Source organism: Pseudomonas sp. CFII64 (genome assembly GCF_000416235.1).
Lineage (GTDB): Bacteria > Pseudomonadota > Gammaproteobacteria > Pseudomonadales > Pseudomonadaceae > Aquipseudomonas.
The window spans coordinates 29,763-51,061 of sequence record NZ_ATLO01000012.1; the positions used below are offsets into that span (position 1 = coordinate 29,763).

General features: G+C 58.1%; 21 protein-coding genes. 9 read left to right on the forward strand and 12 right to left on the reverse strand.

The window, feature by feature from the left end:
• Nucleotides 1-22: 22 nt before the first annotated feature.
• Both CFII64_RS07640 and CFII64_RS07645 read right to left on the reverse strand, forming a co-directional pair.
• Entirely contained in the window at nt 23-469 is a 447-nt protein-coding gene (locus CFII64_RS07640; protein ID WP_020290213.1) for an NUDIX hydrolase, read from the reverse strand.
• A gap of 130 nt (nt 470-599) precedes the next feature.
• Nucleotides 600-2,828 carry an NADP-dependent isocitrate dehydrogenase gene (locus CFII64_RS07645; protein WP_020290214.1) on the reverse strand — a complete coding sequence of 743 codons (2,229 nt, stop codon included), beginning with the start codon at nt 2,826-2,828 and terminating at the stop codon, nt 600-602.
• 486 nt (nt 2,829-3,314) lie between these two features.
• Here CFII64_RS07645 and icd point away from each other — a divergent pair, with 486 nt between their 5' ends.
• Entirely contained in the window at nt 3,315-4,571 is a 1,257-nt protein-coding gene (gene icd, locus CFII64_RS07650; RefSeq protein ID WP_020290215.1) for an NADP-dependent isocitrate dehydrogenase, read from the forward strand.
• Between the two features lie 95 nt (nt 4,572-4,666).
• Here the strand turns inward: icd and cspD are convergent, their stop codons facing one another.
• Complete coding sequence (gene cspD, locus CFII64_RS07655) at nt 4,667-4,942, reverse strand: cold shock domain-containing protein CspD (RefSeq protein WP_020290216.1); 276 nt, start codon at nt 4,940-4,942, stop codon at nt 4,667-4,669.
• A 222-nt stretch (nt 4,943-5,164) separates the two neighbouring features.
• On the opposite strand from cspD, the gene clpS reads away from it, so the two are divergent.
• Together clpS and clpA are read left to right on the forward strand one after the other, a co-directional pair.
• Complete coding sequence (clpS, locus tag CFII64_RS07660) at nt 5,165-5,527, forward strand: ATP-dependent Clp protease adapter ClpS (RefSeq protein ID WP_020290217.1); 363 nt, start codon at nt 5,165-5,167, stop codon at nt 5,525-5,527.
• A gap of 30 nt (nt 5,528-5,557) precedes the next feature.
• Complete coding sequence (clpA, locus tag CFII64_RS07665; protein ID WP_020290218.1) at nt 5,558-7,828, forward strand: ATP-dependent Clp protease ATP-binding subunit ClpA; 2,271 nt, start codon at nt 5,558-5,560, stop codon at nt 7,826-7,828.
• Nucleotides 7,829-7,976: 148 nt separating this feature from the next.
• Here the strand turns inward: clpA and infA are convergent, their stop codons facing one another.
• The 3 genes from infA to aat form a co-directional block, all read right to left on the reverse strand.
• Entirely contained in the window at nt 7,977-8,195 is a 219-nt protein-coding gene (infA, locus tag CFII64_RS07670; RefSeq protein ID WP_002553999.1) for a translation initiation factor IF-1, read from the reverse strand.
• A 100-nt stretch (nt 8,196-8,295) separates the two neighbouring features.
• Nucleotides 8,296-9,003, reverse strand: a complete 708-nt coding sequence (locus tag CFII64_RS07675; RefSeq protein WP_020290219.1) for an arginyltransferase — start codon at nt 9,001-9,003, stop codon at nt 8,296-8,298.
• Nucleotides 9,004-9,026: 23 nt separating this feature from the next.
• Complete coding sequence (gene aat / locus CFII64_RS07680) at nt 9,027-9,740, reverse strand: leucyl/phenylalanyl-tRNA--protein transferase (protein ID WP_020290220.1); 714 nt, start codon at nt 9,738-9,740, stop codon at nt 9,027-9,029.
• Between the two features lie 429 nt (nt 9,741-10,169).
• Here aat and CFII64_RS07685 point away from each other — a divergent pair, with 429 nt between their 5' ends.
• From CFII64_RS07685 to cysG, 6 genes are all read left to right on the forward strand, one after another.
• Entirely contained in the window at nt 10,170-12,611 is a 2,442-nt protein-coding gene (locus tag CFII64_RS07685; RefSeq protein ID WP_177325405.1) for a DNA translocase FtsK, read from the forward strand.
• A gap of 78 nt (nt 12,612-12,689) precedes the next feature.
• Complete coding sequence (lolA, locus tag CFII64_RS07690) at nt 12,690-13,313, forward strand: outer membrane lipoprotein chaperone LolA (RefSeq protein ID WP_020290222.1); 624 nt, start codon at nt 12,690-12,692, stop codon at nt 13,311-13,313.
• Between the two features lie 19 nt (nt 13,314-13,332).
• Complete coding sequence (locus CFII64_RS07695; protein WP_020290223.1) at nt 13,333-14,655, forward strand: replication-associated recombination protein A; 1,323 nt, start codon at nt 13,333-13,335, stop codon at nt 14,653-14,655.
• 2 nt (nt 14,656-14,657) lie between these two features.
• A complete protein-coding gene (crcB, locus tag CFII64_RS07700; RefSeq protein ID WP_020290224.1) occupies nt 14,658-15,032 on the forward strand; it encodes a fluoride efflux transporter CrcB in 375 nt (124 codons plus the stop codon).
• Between the two features lie 16 nt (nt 15,033-15,048).
• On the forward strand, nt 15,049-16,329 hold the full coding sequence (gene serS, locus CFII64_RS07705; protein WP_020290225.1) for a serine--tRNA ligase: 1,281 nt from the start codon (nt 15,049-15,051) through the stop codon (nt 16,327-16,329).
• Nucleotides 16,330-17,724: a siroheme synthase CysG gene (gene cysG / locus CFII64_RS07710; RefSeq protein ID WP_020290226.1), complete on the forward strand. Its 1,395-nt coding sequence runs from the start codon at nt 16,330-16,332 to the stop codon at nt 17,722-17,724.
• 78 nt (nt 17,725-17,802) lie between these two features.
• Here cysG and CFII64_RS07715 read toward each other — a convergent pair whose 3' ends face one another.
• The 6 genes from CFII64_RS07715 to tusD form a co-directional block, all read right to left on the reverse strand.
• Nucleotides 17,803-18,810: a glutathione S-transferase family protein gene (locus CFII64_RS07715; protein ID WP_020290227.1), complete on the reverse strand. Its 1,008-nt coding sequence runs from the start codon at nt 18,808-18,810 to the stop codon at nt 17,803-17,805.
• 94 nt (nt 18,811-18,904) lie between these two features.
• Complete coding sequence (locus CFII64_RS07720; protein WP_020290228.1) at nt 18,905-19,906, reverse strand: glycosyl transferase family protein; 1,002 nt, start codon at nt 19,904-19,906, stop codon at nt 18,905-18,907.
• The gene (locus tag CFII64_RS07725; protein WP_020290229.1) at nt 19,903-20,238 is read right to left on the reverse strand and encodes a TusE/DsrC/DsvC family sulfur relay protein; all 336 of its coding nucleotides are present in this window, start codon (nt 20,236-20,238) and stop codon (nt 19,903-19,905) included. The genes CFII64_RS07720 and CFII64_RS07725 overlap by 4 nt, the downstream gene beginning before the upstream one ends.
• The gene (gene tusB / locus CFII64_RS07730) at nt 20,235-20,534 is read right to left on the reverse strand and encodes a sulfurtransferase complex subunit TusB (protein ID WP_020290230.1); all 300 of its coding nucleotides are present in this window, start codon (nt 20,532-20,534) and stop codon (nt 20,235-20,237) included. Before tusB ends, CFII64_RS07725 begins: the two co-directional genes overlap by 4 nt.
• Entirely contained in the window at nt 20,534-20,896 is a 363-nt protein-coding gene (gene tusC / locus CFII64_RS07735) for a sulfurtransferase complex subunit TusC (protein WP_020290231.1), read from the reverse strand. Before tusC ends, tusB begins: the two co-directional genes overlap by 1 nt.
• Before the next feature lies 1 nt (nt 20,897).
• On the reverse strand, nt 20,898-21,290 hold the full coding sequence (gene tusD / locus CFII64_RS07740; protein ID WP_020290232.1) for a sulfurtransferase complex subunit TusD: 393 nt from the start codon (nt 21,288-21,290) through the stop codon (nt 20,898-20,900).
• Nucleotides 21,291-21,299: the final 9 nt, after the last annotated feature.

The following is a 21,299-nucleotide window of genomic DNA, read 5'->3' on the forward strand; positions in this document are numbered from 1 at the left end:
AACAGGCTGAGCTCGCCGAGTCTCACACGCTGTCGCGCAGCAGGCTCAGACTGAAGTGCTCGCCGCTCAGGTAATCGTCTACGCAGCGCATCACCAGCTCGCTGCGCCAGCGATCCTGTTCAGCCTGCAATTGATCACGGGTCAGCCACAGTGGGCCGATGATGCCATCGTCCAGCTGATAGTCGGGATGATGCCGCAGGGGCTTGGCGGCGAAGCAAATACGTTGATACGTCACGCCGTTGCTGGGCGCGGTGTACAGGTATATCCCGATGACGCTGGTGAGTTCGACGTCCCAGCCGGTTTCTTCCAGGGTTTCGCGCACTGCGGCGTTTTGCAGGGTTTCATTCGGGTCCAGATGGCCGGCGGGCTGGTTGAGTACGGCTTTACCGGCTTTGAGCTCTTCGACGATCAGGAAGCGGCCCTGATCTTCGACAATGGTTGCGACGGTAACGTGGGCTTGCCATTGCATGGTCAGTTTCCCTGTGCAAACGGTGGTCGCGACAGTGCTGAGGTTATGCCTGTCGCAGATACAGAAACCCCGGCGCGAGGCCGGGGTTCCTTTAACAGCAGGCGTTTTTAGACGCCTGACCGATGCAGCCTTAAACCAGCGAAGCGATCGCTGCGTTCAAGGTTGCACTTGGACGCATGATCTTGCTGGTCAGTTCGGCGTTCGGGTAGTAGTAACCGCCGATGTCCGCAGGCTTGCCTTGAACGGCATTGAGCTCGGCAACGATTTTTTCTTCGTTGTCGGCCAGGGTTTTCGCCAGCGGGGTGAACTGCGCTTTCAGAGCCGCGTCGTCGTTCTGGGCCGCGAGTGCCTGAGCCCAGAAAAGCGCCAGGTAGAAGTGGCTGCCGCGGTTGTCGATGTTGCCGACTTTGCGCGAAGGCGACTTGTTGCGGTCCAGGAACTCACCGGTAGCCTGATCCAGAGTCTTGGACAGAACCAGCGCTTTGGGATTGTTATAGGTGCTGCCCAGGTGTTCCAGGGAAGCAGCCAGAGCCAGGAACTCACCCAGCGAATCCCAGCGCAGGAAGTTTTCTTCAACCAGTTGCTGAACGTGTTTCGGAGCAGAGCCGCCCGCGCCGGTTTCGAACAGGCCGCCACCGCTCATCAGCGGGACGATCGACAGCATCTTGGCGCTGGTGCCCAGTTCCATGATCGGGAACAGGTCGGTCAGGTAGTCGCGCAGCACGTTACCGGTCACCGAAATGGTGTCCTTGCCGGCGCGCGTGCGCTCCAGGGTGAAGTTCATCGCATCGACAGGCGACATGATGCGGATGTCCAGACCCGAAGTATCGTGGTCACGCAGGTACTTCTGGACTTTTTCGATCATCACGCCGTCGTGGGCGCGGACCGGATCGAGCCAGAACACCGCCGGGGTGTTGCTGGCGCGAGCGCGGTTGACGGCCAGTTTGACCCAATCCTGGATCGGCGCGTCCTTGGCCTGGCACATGCGCCAGATATCGCCCGCTTCAACCTTTTGTTCCATCAGCAATTTGCCGTCGCTGTCGGTGACGCGCACAACGCCATCGGCCTGGATGTGGAAGGTCTTGTCGTGGGAGCCGTACTCTTCGGCTTTCTGCGCCATCAGGCCCACGTTAGGCACGCTGCCCATGGTGGTTGGATCGAAGGCGCCGTGTTTCTTGCAGTCTTCGATGGTGGCCTGATAGATGGTTGCGTAGCAGCGGTCCGGGATCACTGCCTTGGTGTCGTGCAGTTCGCCGTCGGCGCCCCACATTTTGCCGGAGTCACGGATCATGGCCGGCATCGATGCGTCGACGATCACGTCGCTCGGCACGTGCAGGTTGGTGATGCCTTTGTCGGAGTTGACCATCGCCAGCGGTGCGCGCACGGCGTAGACGGCTTCGATGTCTGCCTTGATTTCGGCTTGTTTCTCGGCTGGCAGCACAGTGATGCGGTCGTACAGATCGCCAATGCCGTTGTTCAGGCTGAAGCCGACTTGCTTGAGAATGTCAGCGTGCTTGGTCAGTGCGTCTTTGTAGTACTCAGCGACGATCTGGCCAAACATGATCGGGTCGGAGACCTTCATCATGGTGGCTTTCAAGTGCACGGAGAACAGTACGCCCTTGGCCTTGGCGTCTTCGATTTCGGCGGCGATGAAGTTGCGCAGGGCGTTTTTGCTCATGGTGGAGCAATCGATGATTTCGCCTGCTTTCACAGCAGTCTTTTCTTTCAGAACGGTGGTCGTGCCGTCTTGGGCGATCAGCTCGATCTTGACGCTGCCGGCGGCTTCAATCAGGGCGGCTTTTTCGCTGCCGTAGAAATCGCCTTCGCTCATGTAAGCGACGTGAGATTTGGACTCGGGGCTCCACGCGCCCATTTTGTGCGGGTGTTTGCGGGCGTAGTTCTTGACCGACAGCGGGGCGCGACGATCAGAGTTGCCTTCGCGCAGAACCGGGTTCACGGCGCTGCCTTTGGTCTTGTCGTAGCGGGCGCGAACGTCTTTTTCAGCGTCGGTGCTCGGTGCTTCCGGGTAGTCGGGAATAGCAAAGCCCTGCTCCTGCAGTTCTTTGATAGTCACTTTGAGTTGCGGGACCGAGGCACTGATGTTGGGCAGCTTGATGATGTTGGCTTCTGGCGTGGTGGCCAGGTTGCCCAGTTCGGCAAGATGATCCGCTACTTGCTGATCGGCGCGCAGCGATTCCGGGAAGCTGGAAAGAACGCGGGCTGCCAGAGAGATGTCTCGCGTTTCAACGTCGATATCAGAGGAGGCGGTGAACGCTTCGATGATAGGGAGCAGCGAGTAGGTGGCGAGGGCAGGGGCTTCGTCGGTGAAGGTGTAGATGATCTTCGAGCGGTTGGACATTTCGTATGAACTCTCTTTGCTGAGCATGCACAAAATCTCGATGCGCGCAGGGTATGCACTCTTGCTCACAGTCGCTTCATGAGCCTAAGTCGAGGTTTATTCGCGATTGATGATGGTGGGTGCATCAGTCGAGCGTCGAGCGGTGAGCTGTTATGGCAGCCCAGCGCCTATAAAGGCTGAACGTCAGGTTTCAGACTGGTCAACCCCTATGACCCGGTAGTCACGCCGGGAGTATATCAAACCCTTGGTCTTAAGCATTAATGCTATGCGTGCTAACGAATGAGCGATATAGGCCGTTGGTCGAGGGTCGAGGCTGCAACCCCCTCTGTATTCTTGCCCGGCAACGGCTCGCAACGCTTTGCCTGCCGGGCGGCGCGGTCGGTAGTTTGCGGGCAGAGCCACCACTGACTACGCTCAATCGCAGCCAGGATGTCTCAACAGTCCCGCACCCCCACCGCACTACAAGCCATAGGGAGTACAACAACAATGGGCTACCAGAAGATTCAGGTTCCAGCCGTCGGCGAAAAGATCACCGTCAATGCGGATCACTCCTTGAACGTGCCTGATAACCCGATCATTCCCTTCATCGAAGGTGACGGCATCGGCGTTGATATCAGCCCGGTCATGATCAAGGTGGTCGACGCGGCCGTCGAAAAAGCCTACGGCGGCCAGCGCAAGATCTCCTGGATGGAAGTCTATGCGGGCGAAAAGGCGACCCAGGTTTACGATCAGGACACCTGGCTGCCCCAGGAAACCCTGGATGCAGTCAAGGATTACGTCGTTTCCATCAAGGGACCGCTGACGACCCCGGTCGGTGGCGGCATTCGTTCCTTGAACGTCGCCCTGCGCCAGCAGCTGGACTTGTATGTCTGCCTGCGCCCGGTGCGCTGGTTCGAAGGTGTGCCCAGCCCGGTCAAGAAGCCCGGCGACGTCGACATGACGATCTTTCGGGAAAACTCCGAAGATATCTATGCCGGGATCGAGTGGAAAGCCGGCTCGCCCGAGGCAATCAAGGTCATCAAGTTCCTCAAGGAGGAAATGGGCGTCACCAAGATTCGTTTCGATCAGGACTGCGGGATCGGCGTCAAGCCGGTTTCAAAGGAGGGGACGCAGCGCCTGGCACGCAAGGCCTTGCAGTATGTGGTGGACAACGACCGTGAGTCGCTGACCATTGTGCATAAAGGCAACATCATGAAATTCACTGAGGGCGCCTTCAAGGAGTGGGCCTACGAGATTGCGGCCCAGGAATTCGGCGCCACGCTGCTCGATGGCGGTCCGTGGATGCAGTTCAAGAACCCGAGGACCGGCAGAAATGTCATCGTCAAGGACGCCATCGCCGATGCAATGCTCCAGCAGATTCTGCTGCGCCCCGCCGAATATGACGTGATTGCGACGCTGAACCTCAACGGCGACTATCTTTCTGATGCTTTGGCAGCCGAAGTGGGCGGGATCGGCATCGCGCCGGGGGCCAACCTTTCCGACACGGTCGCGATGTTCGAGGCTACGCACGGCACGGCACCCAAATATGCGGGCAAGGATCAGGTCAATCCGGGTTCGTTGATTTTGTCCGCCGAGATGATGCTGCGTCACATGGGTTGGGTCGAAGCGGCAGACCTGATCATCAAAGGCACAAACGGCGCGATTTCCGCGAAAACTGTTACCTATGATTTCGAGCGCCTGATGGACGGTGCGACGCTGTTGTCGTCTTCGGCCTTCGGCGATGCGCTGATATCTCACATGTGAATCTGAAGGCTGCGAGGTAAGCCAAATCGGCCGGTTCAAGTCTCTGAACCGGCCGATTTGTCATTTGGCGTAGATGGGTCGCACGCCGGGAGTCGTCAGGCAGTAACTTTATCGGTCTTGCTTGCGTGACTTGGGGTTTCAGCGGGTGCCGAAGCGTTATCGCTTACGACAGCTGCCTGAATCTCCACAGCATGCAAGCCCTTGGGCCCCTGAATGATCTCAAAATTGACCGCCTGGCCAGCCTTGAGGGTTTTGTAGCCGTCCATCTTGATGGCCGAGTAATGGGCGAACAGATCTTCGTCTTTGCCGTCGGCAAGGATGAAGCCATAGCCTTTTGCATTATTGAACCACTTGACCTTACCGCTGAGCATAGTCACATCCCTCTGCAAAGGACTCCGTTGGGAGTATCATCCACCTCATCCGCCGGACCTAAAAAAATTTTGGTTGACTGCGCGGACCCTTTTTACCCAATGTGGGTTCTATTGTTTGTAACACCGTTTAGCCGATAGTCAAGGTCATGCGGCGGTCCGTTTGAAAACCGGTCAGACTGAGGCTAATTATTTTCAATCCGCCTTCTACGAACTCTTCTTTCCATGCATGCAATCAGCAAGATTCGACTAACATTCAATCAGGACAGTCCAGGTTCCCGTGAGGATGATGCGGCTGGCATCGCAGTTCAGGACGCCAAGCCGACGCTACAGGCGCCGCCGATGTACAAGGTGGTTTTATTTAACGACGATTACACCCCGATGGATTTCGTTGTTGAAGTGCTCGAGGTGTTTTTTAACCTGAATCGTGAGCTGGCGACCAAGGTCATGCTGGCCGTCCATACAGAGGGACGGGCAGTATGTGGATTGTTTACCCGCGACATCGCCGAGACCAAGGCAACGCAGGTGAACCAATACGCCAGGGAAAGCCAGCATCCGCTGCTCTGTGAGATCGAGAAGGACGGTTAAACGCCGACCACTTGGGTATGAGGTGAAGCTATGTTAAACCGTGAGCTCGAAGTCACCCTCAATCTGGCCTTCAAGGAGGCTCGCTCCAAGCGTCATGAATTCATGACCGTCGAGCACCTCCTGCTGGCTCTATTGGATAATGAGGCTGCCGCCACTGTTCTGCGTGCCTGCGGCGCAAACCTCGATAAGCTCAAGCATGATCTGCAGGAGTTCATCGACTCCACTACGCCGTTGATCCCGGTCCACGACGAAGATCGCGAAACCCAGCCAACCCTGGGCTTCCAGCGTGTGCTGCAGCGTGCGGTGTTCCACGTACAGAGTTCCGGCAAGCGTGAAGTCACCGGCGCCAACGTGCTGGTTGCAATTTTCAGTGAGCAGGAAAGCCAGGCAGTGTTTCTGCTCAAGCAGCAGAGCGTTGCACGCATCGATGTTGTCAACTACATCGCGCATGGCATTTCTAAAGTGCCTGGGCACGGCGATCACTCTGAAGGTGAGCAAGATATGCAGGACGACGAGGGCGGTGAGTCTTCTTCTTCAGGCAATCCTCTGGATGCCTATGCCAGCAACCTCAACGAACTGGCGCGCCAGGGTCGTATCGACCCGCTGGTCGGTCGTGAACTTGAGGTCGAGCGCGTTGCGCAAATCCTCGCCAGACGCCGGAAAAACAACCCGCTGCTGGTGGGCGAGGCGGGCGTAGGCAAGACTGCAATCGCCGAAGGCCTGGCCAAGCGTATTGTCGACAATCAGGTGCCTGACCTGCTCGCCAATAGCGTCGTCTACTCCCTTGATCTTGGCGCATTGCTGGCCGGGACCAAGTACCGTGGCGATTTTGAGAAACGCTTCAAGGCGCTGCTCAATGAGCTGAAAAAACGTCCGCATGCCATTCTGTTCATCGATGAAATCCACACCATCATCGGTGCCGGTGCTGCATCCGGCGGCGTGATGGATGCTTCGAACCTGCTCAAGCCGCTGCTTTCCTCGGGCGATATCCGTTGCATCGGCTCCACGACCTTCCAGGAATTTCGTGGCATCTTCGAGAAGGATCGCGCCCTGGCGCGCCGCTTCCAGAAGGTTGACGTCTCCGAGCCGTCGGTGGAAGACACCATCGGCATTCTTCGGGGCCTCAAAGGGCGTTTCGAGCAGCACCACAATATCGAGTACAGCGACGAAGCACTGCGTGCGGCTGCCGAGCTGGCCTCGCGCTACATCAATGACCGGCACATGCCGGACAAGGCGATCGACGTCATCGACGAGGCGGGTGCCTACCAGCGTCTGCAACCTGTCGAGAAGCGTGTGAAACGCATTGAAGTGGCGCAAGTTGAAGACATCGTCGCGAAAATTGCACGTATTCCGCCTAAACACGTCAACAGCTCCGACAAGGAGCTGCTGCGTAACCTTGAACGCGATCTCAAGCTGACGGTGTTTGGTCAGGATGCCGCTATCGATTCGCTGTCGACTGCGATCAAATTGTCTCGTGCGGGCTTGAAGTCGCCGGACAAACCGGTCGGTTCCTTCCTGTTCGCCGGTCCAACCGGTGTCGGCAAGACCGAAGCGGCACGTCAGTTGGCCAAGGCGTTGGGTATCGAGTTGGTGCGCTTCGATATGTCCGAGTACATGGAGCGTCACACCGTATCGCGTCTGATCGGTGCGCCTCCAGGCTATGTCGGCTTTGATCAGGGCGGTTTGCTCACTGAAGCGATCACCAAGCAGCCCCATTGCGTGTTGCTGCTCGATGAAATCGAAAAGGCCCACCCGGAAGTCTTCAACCTGCTGTTGCAGGTGATGGATCACGGGACCTTGACCGATAACAACGGGCGCAAGGCTGACTTCCGCAACGTGATCGTGATCATGACCACCAACGCTGGCGCGGAAACGGCAGCGCGTGCATCCATCGGCTTTACCCATCAGGACCACTCGTCTGATGCGATGGAAGTGATCAAGAAGAGCTTCACGCCTGAATTCCGCAACCGTCTGGACACCATCATTCAATTTGGTCGCCTCAGTCACGAGGTTATCAAGAGTGTGGTGGACAAGTTCCTTACCGAGCTTCAGGCGCAACTGGAAGACAAGCGAGTGCTGCTCGAAGTCACCGACGAGGCACGCAGCTGGTTGGCGGCAGGTGGTTACGACGCCCAGATGGGCGCTCGACCAATGGCGCGTTTGATTCAGGACAAGATCAAGCGTCCGCTGGCTGAAGAGATCCTGTTCGGCGAATTGGCTGAGCACGGCGGCGTTGTGCATATCGACGTCAAGGATGGCGAGATGACCTTCGACTTCGAGACCACGGCCGAAATGGCCTAAGCCCCGAAGGCAGCTCCAAAAAAACCCCGCGTCTCGCAAGAGTCGCGGGGTTTTTTGTGGGGGCGCTCTGACGAAACTTTCTTCGCTCGACAAAATTCAGACGAACAAAAACGCCCGGCAGATGCCGGGCGTTTTTGACAAGACTTGCTTAACGGGCGCGGTAAGTAATGCGCCCTTTGCTCAAGTCGTAGGGCGTCAGTTCAACACGCACCTTGTCGCCGGTAAGAATACGGATGTAGTTCTTGCGCATCTTGCCGGATATATGCGCGGTTACGACGTGCCCATTTTCCAACTCCACACGAAACATGGTGTTGGGCAGGGTGTCGACGACAGTGCCTTCCATTTCGAAGCTGTCTTCTTTCGACATGCAGTAAAGCCCTCGGTATCCAATGAGTGGCCCGGTGCAAGTGGCGCCAGGCAAAAGCGGCGTGCATTGTGCCCGAAAAATGATGTTTAAGCCAAGGGCTTCAGTAAAGAGTGACCCATCTCTGATTTGTCAGCAGCTCAATGGGCCGATATTGCGTCTTGTAATTCATCTTTTGGCAGTTCTTTATCCAGTACCCCAGATAGACCGCATGGAGCTTCATGCGCGACGCCTCGGCAATCTGCCACAGAATCGCGTATCGCCCCAGACTGCGGCGCTCTTCGGTCGGTTCGTAGAAGGTGTAAACCGCTGAAAGGCCATTGGGCAGCAGGTCGGTAACCGCCACTGCAACCAGGCGTTTTTCCACACGAAATTCATAGAATCGGCAGAAGGGCAGGTCGCGAACCAAAAAAGTCGAAAACTGGTCGCGACTTGGCGGAAACATGTCGCCATCAGCATGCCTTTGTTCGATATAGCGCTGATAAAGATCGAAATATTCTTCGGTGAAATGGGGCTTGGTGCTGGTGACCTGGATATCAGCGTTGCGTTTGAAAATGCGCTTCTGCTGCCGATTCGGTACGAACAGGTCGACGGGAATTCTGGCAGGCACGCACGCGCTGCAATTCTGACAGTGAGGTCGATACAGGTGATCGCCACTGCGGCGGAAGCCCATGTCCGAGAGGTCAGCATAGACCTTGACGTCCATCGGCTGGCTGGGGTCCAGGAACAGCGTGGTCGCCTGTTCCTCAGGCAAATAGCTGCAGGAATGGGGTTGAGTGGCATAAAACTTAAGCCGGGCCAGCTCTGTCATGATCGCCCCCCTGATAAAAACCTTTAGTTAGAGTGTATGTCAGGCTGCTGAACTCGCCTAGGCAGCCAGTCGGCGTTATTTGGCTGGTCCAGATGGCGACGCAGATATTCAGCGAACGCCTGGCGCGGGATGGGGCGAGCGCCAAAGCTGTGCATATGGTCGGTTGGCATCTGACAGTCGATCAATACGAAACCCCACTCGCTCAAACGCTTGACCAGAGTGGCAAAACCCACTTTCGAGGCGTTGTCGGCATGGCTGAACATCGATTCGCCGAAGAACAGCTGTCCCATGGCCAGGCCATACAAGCCGCCCACCAACGTACCGTCTTCCCAGACTTCCACGCTGTGAGCATGACCGCGCTCGTGCAATTCCAGATAAGCGGTCTGCATCGGGCCGGTGATCCAGGTGCCATCGGCATAGCTGCGCGGCCCTGCGCAGGCGCGTATCACTGCAGCAAAGTCCTGATCGAAGGTCACCTGAAAACGTCCCTGCCGGATGAGCTTGCCCAGGCTGCGTGATACATGCAGCTCTTCGGGAAATATCACCGTGCGCGGATCCGGCGACCACCAAAGGATCGGCTGGCCTTCCTGGAACCACGGGAAGCAGCCATGGCGATAGGCTTGAATCAGTCGGACCGCCGATAGATCACCGCCTGCGGCGAGCAAACCGTCCGGCTCACGCATGGCTTTTTCCAGTGGCGGAAATACCAGGCTGTTGCGCTGCAGCCAGGTCAGCATGAGGTCAGGGCTGCGCGAGAGGGGAGGGCGATAAGCGCCATGCTGCAACTCTGGGTGACATGCGTGGTCATAAGCGGTCGTCCTTTTGAGGTCGGTCTCCTGACCGTATGATGGCTTTTTGGGTGATAAGTCACCCTGAATTCGTATGGCCCGGAACGTTTCGCGAAGCCGAGCAAGGTACGTCTCATAAGTCTTTGTCAGCAAAGACAATGCGTGCTCAAATTGACCGTTCCCGGTGAGGCTTGAAGATATGCTACACCCAAGCCAGACTAGCGTGGCATCGACGGTGCAAACCCGTACAATGCCAACCTTGTTTCGTGTCTTTCGAGTCATCGTCCGGTCCGCGCCTGGCAGCGCGCCGTCTACACCCGTTTTCAGGATTGACGATCCTTATTTCGTGAATACAGTACGTTCGACGTCAACCATCAGATGTTCGCGCTCCAGCGCAGGAATAAAAGCGTTTTGAAGAAATCCACCGCAGCACCCAGCCCCGTTCCGCTTTGGCGGCAGCAATTGCACTACCGGCTCAAGGAAGGTGCGCTGATCGCTTTCGGCGCCCTGTGCCTGTATTTGATGATGGCACTGCTGACCTACGACCAGAACGACCCCGGCTGGAGCCATACCAGCAGCGCGGTACAAGTGCAGAACGCGGCCGGGCGTGCCGGCGCGTTCTGCGCTGACATCCTGTTCATGGTACTGGGCTACTTTGCCTACATATTCCCGTTGTTGCTGGCGATCAAGACGTATCAGATCTTCCGTCATCGTCACGAACCCTGGCAGTGGAGCGGCTGGCTATTTTCCTGGCGCCTGATCGGCCTGGTGTTCCTGGTTCTGGCCGGTGCCGCGCTGGCGCATATTCATTTCCACTTTACGGCCGGTTTCCCCGGTTCAGCGGGCGGCGTTCTGGGCGAGATCCTGGGCGACATGGCCAAGAAAGCCTTGAACATCCAGGGCAGCACCTTGTTGTTCATTGCCCTGTTCCTGTTCGGCCTGACGGTGTTTACCGATCTGTCCTGGTTCAAGGTCATGGACGTGACCGGCAAGATCACTCTGGATCTGCTGGAACTGTTTCAGGGCGCGGCCAGCCGCTGGTGGACGGCGCGCAACGAGCGCAAGCAGATGGTCGCGCAACTGCGGGAAGCCGATAGCCGGGACTACGACAAGGTGGCGCCGGTTGCCGGTGAGCGGCGTGAGCCGGTCAAGCCCAAAGAACGACCGGTCGAGCCGCCCCGTGAACAAGTCTTCACCAAGCCGGTGGCCGAGCGGGAAAAACACCTTGCTACGGTCATCCCGCCAGCACCTGCCAAGGCCCCTGAGCCAAGCAAGCGCGTGCAGAAGGAAAAGCAGGCGTCGTTGTTTGTCGACAGCGCGGTGGAAGGCACCTTGCCGCCGATCTCGATTCTTGATCCGGCAGAAAAGAAACAGCTCAATTACTCGCCAGAGTCACTGGCCGCAGTCGGCAATCTGCTGGAAATCAAGCTCAAGGAGTTTGGCGTCGAGGTTACCGTCGACTCGATCCATCCTGGCCCGGTCATTACCCGTTACGAAATTCAACCCGCTGCGGGTGTGAAAGTCAGCCGTATTTCCAACCTGGCCAAGGACCTGGCGCGTTCCCTCGCGGTCACCAGCGTGCGGGTCGTGGAAGTGATTCCTGGCAAGACCACGGTCGGTATCGAGATTCCCAATGAGGACCGGCAGATCGTGCGCTTCTCCGAAGTGCTGGCGACTCCCGAGTATGACGATGCCAAATCGCCGGTAACCCTGGCGTTGGGGCACGACATCGGCGGCAAGCCGGTGATCACCGATCTGGCGAAAATGCCACACTTGCTGGTCGCGGGTACCACCGGTTCCGGTAAATCGGTCGGTGTGAACGCGATGATTCTGTCGATCCTGTTCAAGTCCGGCCCGGAAGACGCCAAGCTGATCATGATCGACCCGAAAATGCTTGAGCTGTCGATCTACGAAGGCATCCCGCACTTGCTCTGCCCGGTGGTGACCGACATGAAGGACGCCGCCAACGCCTTGCGCTGGAGCGTTGCCGAGATGGAACGTCGCTACAAGCTGATGGCGAAGATGGGCGTGCGTAACCTGTCGGGCTTCAATCAGAAGGTCAGGGAAGCGCAGGAAGCCGGGACGCCACTGGTCGATCCGCTGTACAAGCGCGAAAGCATTCATGACGAAGCGCCGCTGCTGACCAAGTTGCCGACCATCGTGGTGGTGGTCGACGAATTTGCCGACATGATGATGATCGTCGGCAAAAAGGTCGAAGAACTGATCGCACGTATTGCCCAAAAAGCCCGTGCGGCGGGGATTCACTTGATTCTCGCAACGCAGCGACCGTCGGTTGATGTGATCACCGGCCTGATCAAGGCCAACATTCCGACGCGAATGGCGTTCCAGGTGTCGAGCAAGATCGACTCGCGGACCATCATCGACCAGGGCGGCGCCGAGCAATTGCTGGGTCACGGGGACATGCTTTACATGCCGCCGGGCACGAGCCTGCCAATCCGTGTGCACGGCGCATTCGTTTCCGACGATGAGGTTCACCGCGTCGTCGAAGCGTGGAAACTGCGCGGGACGCCGGACTACAACGAAGATATTCTGGCAGGTGTTGAAGAGCCCGGCAGCGGCTTCGATGGCGGCAGCAGCGAAGGTTCCGACGACAGTGAAAGTGATGCGCTCTACGACGAAGCGGTCAAGTTCGTCCTCGAAAGTCGTCGCGCCTCGATTTCTGCGGTCCAGCGCAAGCTGAAGATCGGCTACAACCGCGCCGCGCGCATGATCGAAGCCATGGAGATGGCTGGCGTCGTCACTTCCATGAACACCAACGGGTCTCGCGAAGTCATCGCACCGGCGCCGATGCGTGACTGACAGCAAGACTTTGAACAACCTGTCCGCCGATGCATTGGATGCGTCGGCGGGATTTCACCGAACTCAATGAGGAATCCCATGCGTCTTATCCGCATGTTGTTGGTAACTGCACTGACCTTTTCCGCGATCCCGGCCCATGCCGACAGCAAGGATGTCGCGCGGCTGACCCAGTTGCTGGAAAAATCCCAGACCCTTACCGCACGCTTCTCCCAGCTGACCCTGGATGGCAGCGGCACTCAGTTGCAGGAAACGGCCGGTCAGATGGCCTTGCAGCGTCCAGGCCTGTTCAACTGGCACACCGATGCGCCACAGGAACAGCTGATGGTTTCGGATGGCAAGAAGGTTTCGCTGTGGGACCCCGATCTTGAGCAAGTCACGATCAAGACCCTGGACCAGCGCCTGACCCAGACTCCAGCCTTGTTGCTGTCCGGCGATGTTTCGAAGATCAGCGAAAGCTTTGAAGTCTCCTCCAAGGAAGCGGGCGGCGTGATCGACTTCGTGCTCAAGCCCAAGACCAAGGACACGCTGTTCGACAGCCTGCGCCTGTCGTTTCGCAACGGCATCATCAACGACATGCAGTTGATCGACAGCGTGGGTCAGCGCACCAATATCCTGTTCACGGGCGTGAAGGCCAACGAGCCGATCGCGGCGAGCAAATTCCAGTTCCAGATTCCGAAAGGCGCTGATGTCATTCAGGAATAAGAGGTTTTAAACGTCGCCCATGGACCTGTTTCGAAGTGATCCGATAGCTCAGCCGCTGGCCGCACGCTTGCGTGCGACCAACCTGGACGAATACGTCGGCCAGGAGCATCTGCTTGCCCACGGCAAGCCGCTGCGCGAAGCGTTGGAGCAGGGCGCGCTGCACTCGATGATTTTCTGGGGGCCGCCCGGCGTTGGCAAAACCACGTTGGCGCGGCTGCTGGCCAAGGTTTCCGATGCGCATTTTGAAACCGTTTCGGCAGTGCTGGCGGGTGTGAAGGAAATTCGCCTGGCCGTTGAAGTGGCCAAGCAGCAGGCCGGGCAATACGGCCGACGTACAATCCTGTTTGTCGACGAAGTGCATCGCTTCAACAAGTCTCAGCAGGACGCGTTTCTGCCGTATGTCGAAGACGGCACACTGATCTTCATTGGCGCCACCACGGAAAACCCTTCGTTCGAACTGAACAATGCCTTGCTGTCTCGGGCCCGGGTCTACGTGCTCAAGAGTCTCGACGAGTCGGCGCTGCGCAAGCTGGTGCAGCGCGCGCTCACCGAGGATCGCGGGCTGGGCCAGCACCGCCTGAGCCTCAGCGATGAAGGCTTTGCGATGTTGATGGCTGCCGCTGATGGCGATGGTCGACGCATGCTCAATCTGCTGGAGAACGCGTCCGACCTGGCTGAAGATGGCTCGGAAATCGGCCTCGATTTGCTGCAAAGCCTGCTGGGTGACAGCCGACGTCGCTTCGACAAGGGTGGCGAAGCGTTCTACGACCAGATTTCAGCGCTGCATAAATCTATTCGTGGCTCCAATCCTGATGCGGCGCTGTACTGGTTCGCGCGCATGATCGATGGTGGCTGCGATCCGCTGTATCTGGCGCGCCGTGTGGTGCGCATGGCCAGCGAAGACATCGGCAATGCCGATCCGCGCGCGCTGCCGCTGTGCATGTCCGCCTGGGATGTGCAGGAGCGGCTGGGCAGTCCGGAAGGCGAACTGGCCGTTGCGCAGGCGATTGTGTACCTGGCCTGTGCGCCGAAAAGCAATGCGGTGTACATGGCCTTCAAGACGGCGATGCGCGAAGCGACTGAGCACGGTTCTCTTGAAGTCCCGCTGCACTTGCGCAACGCGCCAACCAAACTCATGAAACAACTGGGCTACGGCGAAGAATACCGCTATGCCCACGACGAACCGGATGCCTACGCTGCCGGCGAAGACTACTTTCCTGACGAGCTCGAACCGCGTCAGTATTACCAGCCAGTGCCTCGTGGCCTTGAGCTGAAAATCGGCGAAAAACTGCGTCATCTGGCTGCGCTGGACGCAGCAAGCCCCCGGCAACGGAGAAAGTAGTTGTGATCAGAACCATTCTTGCGGTGTCGGTTGCCGGGATCGCTGGTACATTATTGCGCTTCGCTGCTGGCACTTGGGTCAGCGCGAACTGGCCACGGCATTTCTATACGGCGACGCTGGCGGTCAACATCGTCGGTTGCCTGATCATTGGCGTGCTTTACGGGCTGTTCCTGTTGCGTCCGGAAGTACCGATCGAGATTCGCGCCGGACTGATTGTCGGCTTTGTGGGTGGTCTTACGACCTTTTCATCCTTTTCACTGGATACGCTGCGCCTGCTGGAAAGCGGGCAAATGCCTCTGGCCCTGGGCTATGCAGGGATCAGCGTGTTCGGCGGGCTGCTCGCGACGTGGGTTGGCCTGTCCCTGACCAGACTTTGATAGACGAGAGAACGATATGCTCGATTCCAAACTGTTACGTACTCAACTTCAGGACGTAGCGGATCGCCTGGCTTCCCGTGGCTTTACACTGGATGTCGCCCGTATCGAAGCGCTTGAAACCCAGCGCAAGACGGTACAGACCCGCACCGAGCAACTGCAGGCCGAGCGTAATGCCCGTTCCAAATCCATTGGTCAGGCCAAGCAGCGCGGCGAAGACATTGCGCCGCTGATGGCTGACGTCGAGCGCATGGCTGAAGAACTGAGCACCGGCAAAGTGGAGCTGGACGCGATCCAGGCTGAGCTGGATGCCATGCTGCTGAGCATGCCGAACCTGCCTCATGAATCGGTACCGGTTGGCAAGGACGAAGACGACAACGTCGAAGTCCGCACCTGGGGCACGCCGACCGCATTCGACTTCGCCGTTCAGGACCACGTTGCGCTGGGCGAGAAATACGGCTGGCTGGATTTTGAAACGGCCGCCAAGCTTTCCGGTGCCCGTTTCGCCTTGCTGCGCGGACCTATCGCACGTCTGCATCGCGCGCTGGCGCAGTTCATGATCAATCTGCACGTCTACGAACACGGTTACGAAGAAGCCTACACGCCCTACCTGGTTCAGGCGCCAGCGTTGCAAGGCACTGGCCAGTTGCCAAAATTCGAAGAAGATCTGTTCAAGATCTCCCGCGAAGGCGAGGCGGATCTGTACCTTATTCCGACGGCGGAAGTGTCGCTGACCAACATCGTTTCCGGCGAAATCCTCGACGCCAAGCAACTGCCATTGAAGTTCGTCGCCCATACGCCATGCTTCCGCAGTGAAGCGGGCGCGTCGGGCCGTGATACTCGCGGCATGATTCGACAGCACCAGTTCGACAAGGTCGAAATGGTTCAGATCGTCGCGCCGGATCAGTCCCAGGCAGCGCTTGAATCGCTGACCGGCAACGCTGAACGCGTCCTGCAACTGCTTGAGCTGCCTTATCGCGTGCTGGCGTTGTGCACCGGTGACATGGGTTTCAGCGCCGTGAAAACCTACGATCTGGAAGTCTGGATCCCGAGCCAGGACAAGTTCCGCGAAATTTCGTCGTGCTCCAACTGCGGTGATTTCCAGGCGCGCCGTATGCAGGCTCGCTGGCGCAATCCGGAAACCGGCAAACCGGAACTGGTTCATACGCTGAACGGTTCGGGTCTGGCCGTTGGCCGTACCCTGGTCGCTGTGCTGGAAAACTACCAGCAGGCTGACGGTTCGATCCGCGTGCCTGAAGTGCTCAAGCCTTACATGGGCGGTATTGAGGTCATCGGCTAAATGGAATTCCTGCCGCTGTTCCATAACCTGCGTGGCAGCCAAGTGCTGGTCGTGGGCGGTGGCGAGATTGCCTTGCGCAAATCCCGCTTGATCGCCGACGCCGGCGCGCGACTGCGGGTGGTTGCGCCTGAAATCGAACCGCAACTGGCGGAGTTGGTGAAGGGCAATGGCGGTCAGCTGATTCTTCGCGGCTACCGCGAAAGCGATCTGGATGGCTGCGTTTTGATCATCGCCGCCACCGATGACGAGCCGCTCAATGCAAAGGTTTCCGACGATGCCAAGCTGCGGTGCGTGCCGGTGAACGTGGTCGATGCGCCTGCCCTGTGCAGCGTGATCTTCCCGGCCATCGTGGATCGGTCGCCCTTGGTCATCGCCGTCTCCAGCGGCGGTGATGCTCCAGTACTGGCACGGTTGATTCGCGCCAAGCTGGAAACCTGGATTCCTTCGACTTATGGTCAGTTGGCCGGTCTGGCAGCGCGGTTTCGCAGTCAGGTCAAGCATTTGTATCCGGACGTCACCCAGCGTCGTGCTTTCTGGGAAGAAGTTTTCCAGGGCCCGATTGCTGATCGACAACTGGCCGGGCAGGGTGCCGAGGCAGAACGTCTGCTTATGGCCAAGGTCGCGGGCGAGCCGCCACATGCGCCGGGCGAGGTCTATCTGGTTGGCGCCGGGCCGGGTGATCCGGACCTGCTGACGTTCCGCGCCTTGCGCCTCATGCAGCAAGCCGACGTGGTGCTTTATGACCGACTCGTAGCGCCGGCAATTCTGGACCTGTGCCGTCGCGATGCTGAACGTGTCTATGTCGGCAAGCAACGCGCCGATCATGCTTTGCCGCAAGATCAGATCAACCGACAGTTGGTGGATCTGGCCAGGCAGGGCAAACGCGTATTGCGTTTGAAGGGCGGGGACCCGTTCATCTTCGGTCGTGGTGGCGAGGAAATCGAGGAGCTGGCAGCCCACGGCATTCCGTTCCAGGTCGTGCCGGGTATCACAGCCGCCAGCGGCTGTGCGGCTTACGCCGGGATTCCGCTGACCCATCGGGATCACGCCCAATCGGTTCGTTTTGTGACGGGTCATCTGAAAGATGGCACTACGGATCTGCCGTGGACCGATCTTGTTTCGCCTGGGCAGACGCTGGTGTTCTACATGGGCTTGATCGGTCTGCCGATTATCTGTGAGGAGTTGATCAAGCATGGCCGTTCGGCTGACACGCCTGCCGCGCTGATCCAGCAAGGCACCACGGTCAATCAGCGAGTGTTCACGGGAACACTGGCGAATTTGCCGCAATTGGTGGCCGAGCATGAAGTCCATGCGCCGACCCTGGTGATTGTGGGCGAAGTGGTCAAGTTGCGTGAGAAACTGGCCTGGTTTGAAGGGGCTCAGGCCAGCGTTTGATCCGCTAGAAACGCGCACAAAAACGCCGGGCTGTTCGAGGCCTCTGATTCCAGAGTCCTCAAGCAGTCCGGCGTTTGTTTATTGCCCGGCTTTTAGCCAGATATCGCGACCGATAAGACGTGTCCGGTCGTGGGCTACGCTCAAATCCTGCTGCGGGCCTTTGGGCACGATGCCCGTCGGATTAATGGTGCTGTGACTGGCGTAATAGTGATGCTTGATGTGCTCGAAATCGACCGTTTCAGCCACGCCCGGCCACTGATACAGTTCTAAAAGCCAATTGCGCAGGTTCGGGTAGTCGGCAATACGGCGCTCGTTGCATTTGAAGTGACCGTGATACACCGGGTCGAAGCGCACGATGGTGGTGAACAGGCGGATATCGGCTTCGGTCAGGTATTCACCGGTGAGGTAACGTTTTTCGTCCAGCAGCTTTTCGAGGGCATCAAGCTCTGCGAACACGTCGTCGAACGCTTCTTCGTAAGCACCTTGCGACGTCGCAAACCCCGCACGATAAACACCGTTATTCACGGCAGGATAGATGCGCTCGTTCAGCTCATTGATCGGTTGCTGCAAAGCGTCGGGATACAGATCCAGACGATTGCCGGTCAGCCCGTCGAACGCCGAGTTGAACATGCGGATGATTTCAGCCGACTCGTTGCTGACGATACGTTGCAGCTTTTTGTCCCACAGCAGCGGCACGGTGACACGGCCAGTGTAGTCCGCAGTATCGGCCAGGTAGCGCTGATACAGGAAATTGTGGTTGTCGAGCGGGTCGCCGCTGGAGCCTTTTTCAACGTCGAAGGTCCAGCCGTTTTCGCGCATCAACCAGCTGACCACCGACACATCAATCAGGCTTTCCAGCCCTTTGAGTTTGCGATAGATCAGCGTGCGGTGAGCCCATGGACAGGCCAGCGAGACGTAGAGGTGATAGCGACCGGCTTCGGCCTTGAAGCCGCCTTCGCCGGAAGGGCCGGGCCTGCCGTCCGCAGTGATCCAGTTACGGCGTTGTGCTTGCTCACGCTGAAACGCCCCGTCTTTACTGCTTTCGTACCACTGGTCGTGCCAGCGTCCTTCTACGAGAAGGCCCATATCTGACTCCAAATTCGTTGATTACGTACTTTGGAGGACAGTCTAGGCCGATTCGTTCGAACAAAAAGCGCAAAGGGTAGGGCGTAACGATCAGTTAAATCGATGTATCCCGATTCGCCCAATACTGTTCCGCGCGTTCGAAGGCTTCATCTCGGGTCAAGCCAAGACCGCGCAAGGCCAGCGCGATGGTGGAAATCAGCGCGAGTTGCGGATAGCTGTCCTGTACTTCACCTTTCCACAAAGCAACCAGTTGCTGCGGATCCAGTGTTGCCGGCTTCACATGGCGACGATCCGAGAGAGCAGGCCATTCTTCGTCCCAGGACTGTCCATCGGTGGTGCCATAAAGATGGCTAATGGTGTCAGGATTGATTTCAACTTCGCCGCCGTCACCTTTGACCACGATGGCGTGATCGCCCAGCAAGCCGCTGGCGTCGCGATGAACGCTCTGATAACCCGGGTGAAAAATGCTCTGCAAACCACAGCGCGCGCCCAGTGGATTGAGGATTCGTGCCAGGGAGTGAATGGGCGAGCGCAGGCCGAGCGTGTTGCGCAGATCGATCATGCGCTGCAATTGTGGCGCCCAGTCTGCGAGCGGGATGAACGCCAGATTGTGTTGTTCAAGCGCGGAGCCGACTTCCAGCCAGTTTCGAGCCAGTGGAATGCCCAGCAATCCCAGCAACTGTTCGCTATATAGACGTCCGGCGGTATGCGCGCCGCCACCATGCATCAGCACCTTTACGCCGTTCTGCGCCAGGCATTTGGCCGCCAGCAGATACCACGGCAGATGCCGCTTCTTGCCAGCATAGGTTGGCCAGTCAATGTCCACGGGTAACGGCGGCGCATTCAGCCGTTCGCGCACAGCCTCGGTGAAACCCGCCAGCTCTTCTGCGCTTTCTTCCTTGTGGCGCAACAACATCAGAAAGGCACCCAGTTGCGTGTCTTCGACTTTTTCGTCGAGCACCATGCCCATGGCCTCGCGAGCTTCCTCGCGCGTCATGTTGCGGGCCCCGCGCTTGCCTTTGCCAAGGATGCGCACGAAGGGCGCAAATGGATGCTCGGCGGGGGTTTCAAGTGTTAGCGGCGCGTATTCAGTCATATGCAATTGGTCGGCTTTGGCAGGCCCGCCAGCTTGGCGGCGAGTTTGGCAGGAGTGCCGTTGAACAGGCGATTGAGGTGCATGCTGTTGCCTTTTTCGGGGCCAAGCTTCAACGCGGTGTATTTGATCAGTGGACGGGTCGCGGGGGATAGCTGGAATTCGGCATAGAAGTCGCGCAGCGTCTGGAGGATCTCCACATGCTCAGGGCTCAACTCGATACCTTCCTGAGTAGACAAGGCATCAGCGACCGGCAGCGACCAGTCGTCGAGATTGGCGAGAAAGCCATCCTTGTCCAGGGCGATAGTGCGTCCTTCGACCGTCAGATGTTTCATAGCCACGTGTTAACCCTGTCGTAGCGGATCGAAAGCTCGACAAATTGCGCATAATCCACACGCTTTACCCAGCTCGGAACCGTCATGTTGCGCGCCTGAATATCTTCTTCAAGGGCATACAGCTCAAAGGTGTTGACCCGGTCTTCCAGCGCCTGCAGCGGTGCGGTCGCCTGCGTCAGCGCGTAGGTGGCGTCGCCGCACAGCAACAGCGCATCGTTGCTGCCAAGCAGGCGCAAACAGCTGGTCAAGCGGCTGTCGGCGAATGGAGAATGAGATAACACATGCAAGGTGGCCATCAGATTGTAATCACATGGTCGTAGCGGTCGATGAGTTCGGAAATGTCCTGCTCCTGGGGAAGCTGTCGAACAGCAATGTTCAAGTTGCCGGGAAACATCCCACGCTCGGCCAGGCTTTTCCCACAGGCAAAAACATCTTCGATGCCAAACATCTCCAGCGCCTTGAGATTCGCCGTGAGGTCTTTCTGCTGCACGGCTGCGGCGTCTTGCGTTTGAACCAGCTGAAGCACGCCGTCATCCATAAACAGCAGCCCGATCGGCAAATCGTATGCGCCGCCTGCCAGCACGACGTCCAATGCTTCACGAGCGCTCAGCCCAGACCAGGGCGCCTGACGGCTGATCACCAGTAATGACCTGGTCATCTCAAGGCCCTCCAAAACAGATAAGGCGATCGGCTGACTGCGCGGCGTCGTGCAACTGCCCGAGCCCGGAAAGCTCCCAAGGGGCAGTGAGATTGGCAGAAGCGCGCTGATAGCGTTGCGCTTCTTCTTCGTTCAAGATCCCGCGACGCAGAGCGGCGGCAATGCAGACGACACCATCGAGCTGATTCTCGCTTACGAATTCGCGCCATTGCGCAGCGATGTCCTGTTCGTCCTGAGGCGCGACGACGTTGGCTGATGCGCTGTAGACGCCATCCTGATAAAAAAACAGTCGCACGATTTCATGTCCACCCGCCAGCGCAGCCCGGGCAAACAAAAGTGCCCGGCGAGAAGAGGGCGCGTGTGCGGCGGAAAAAAGGGCAATGGCGAACTTCATGGGATGCTC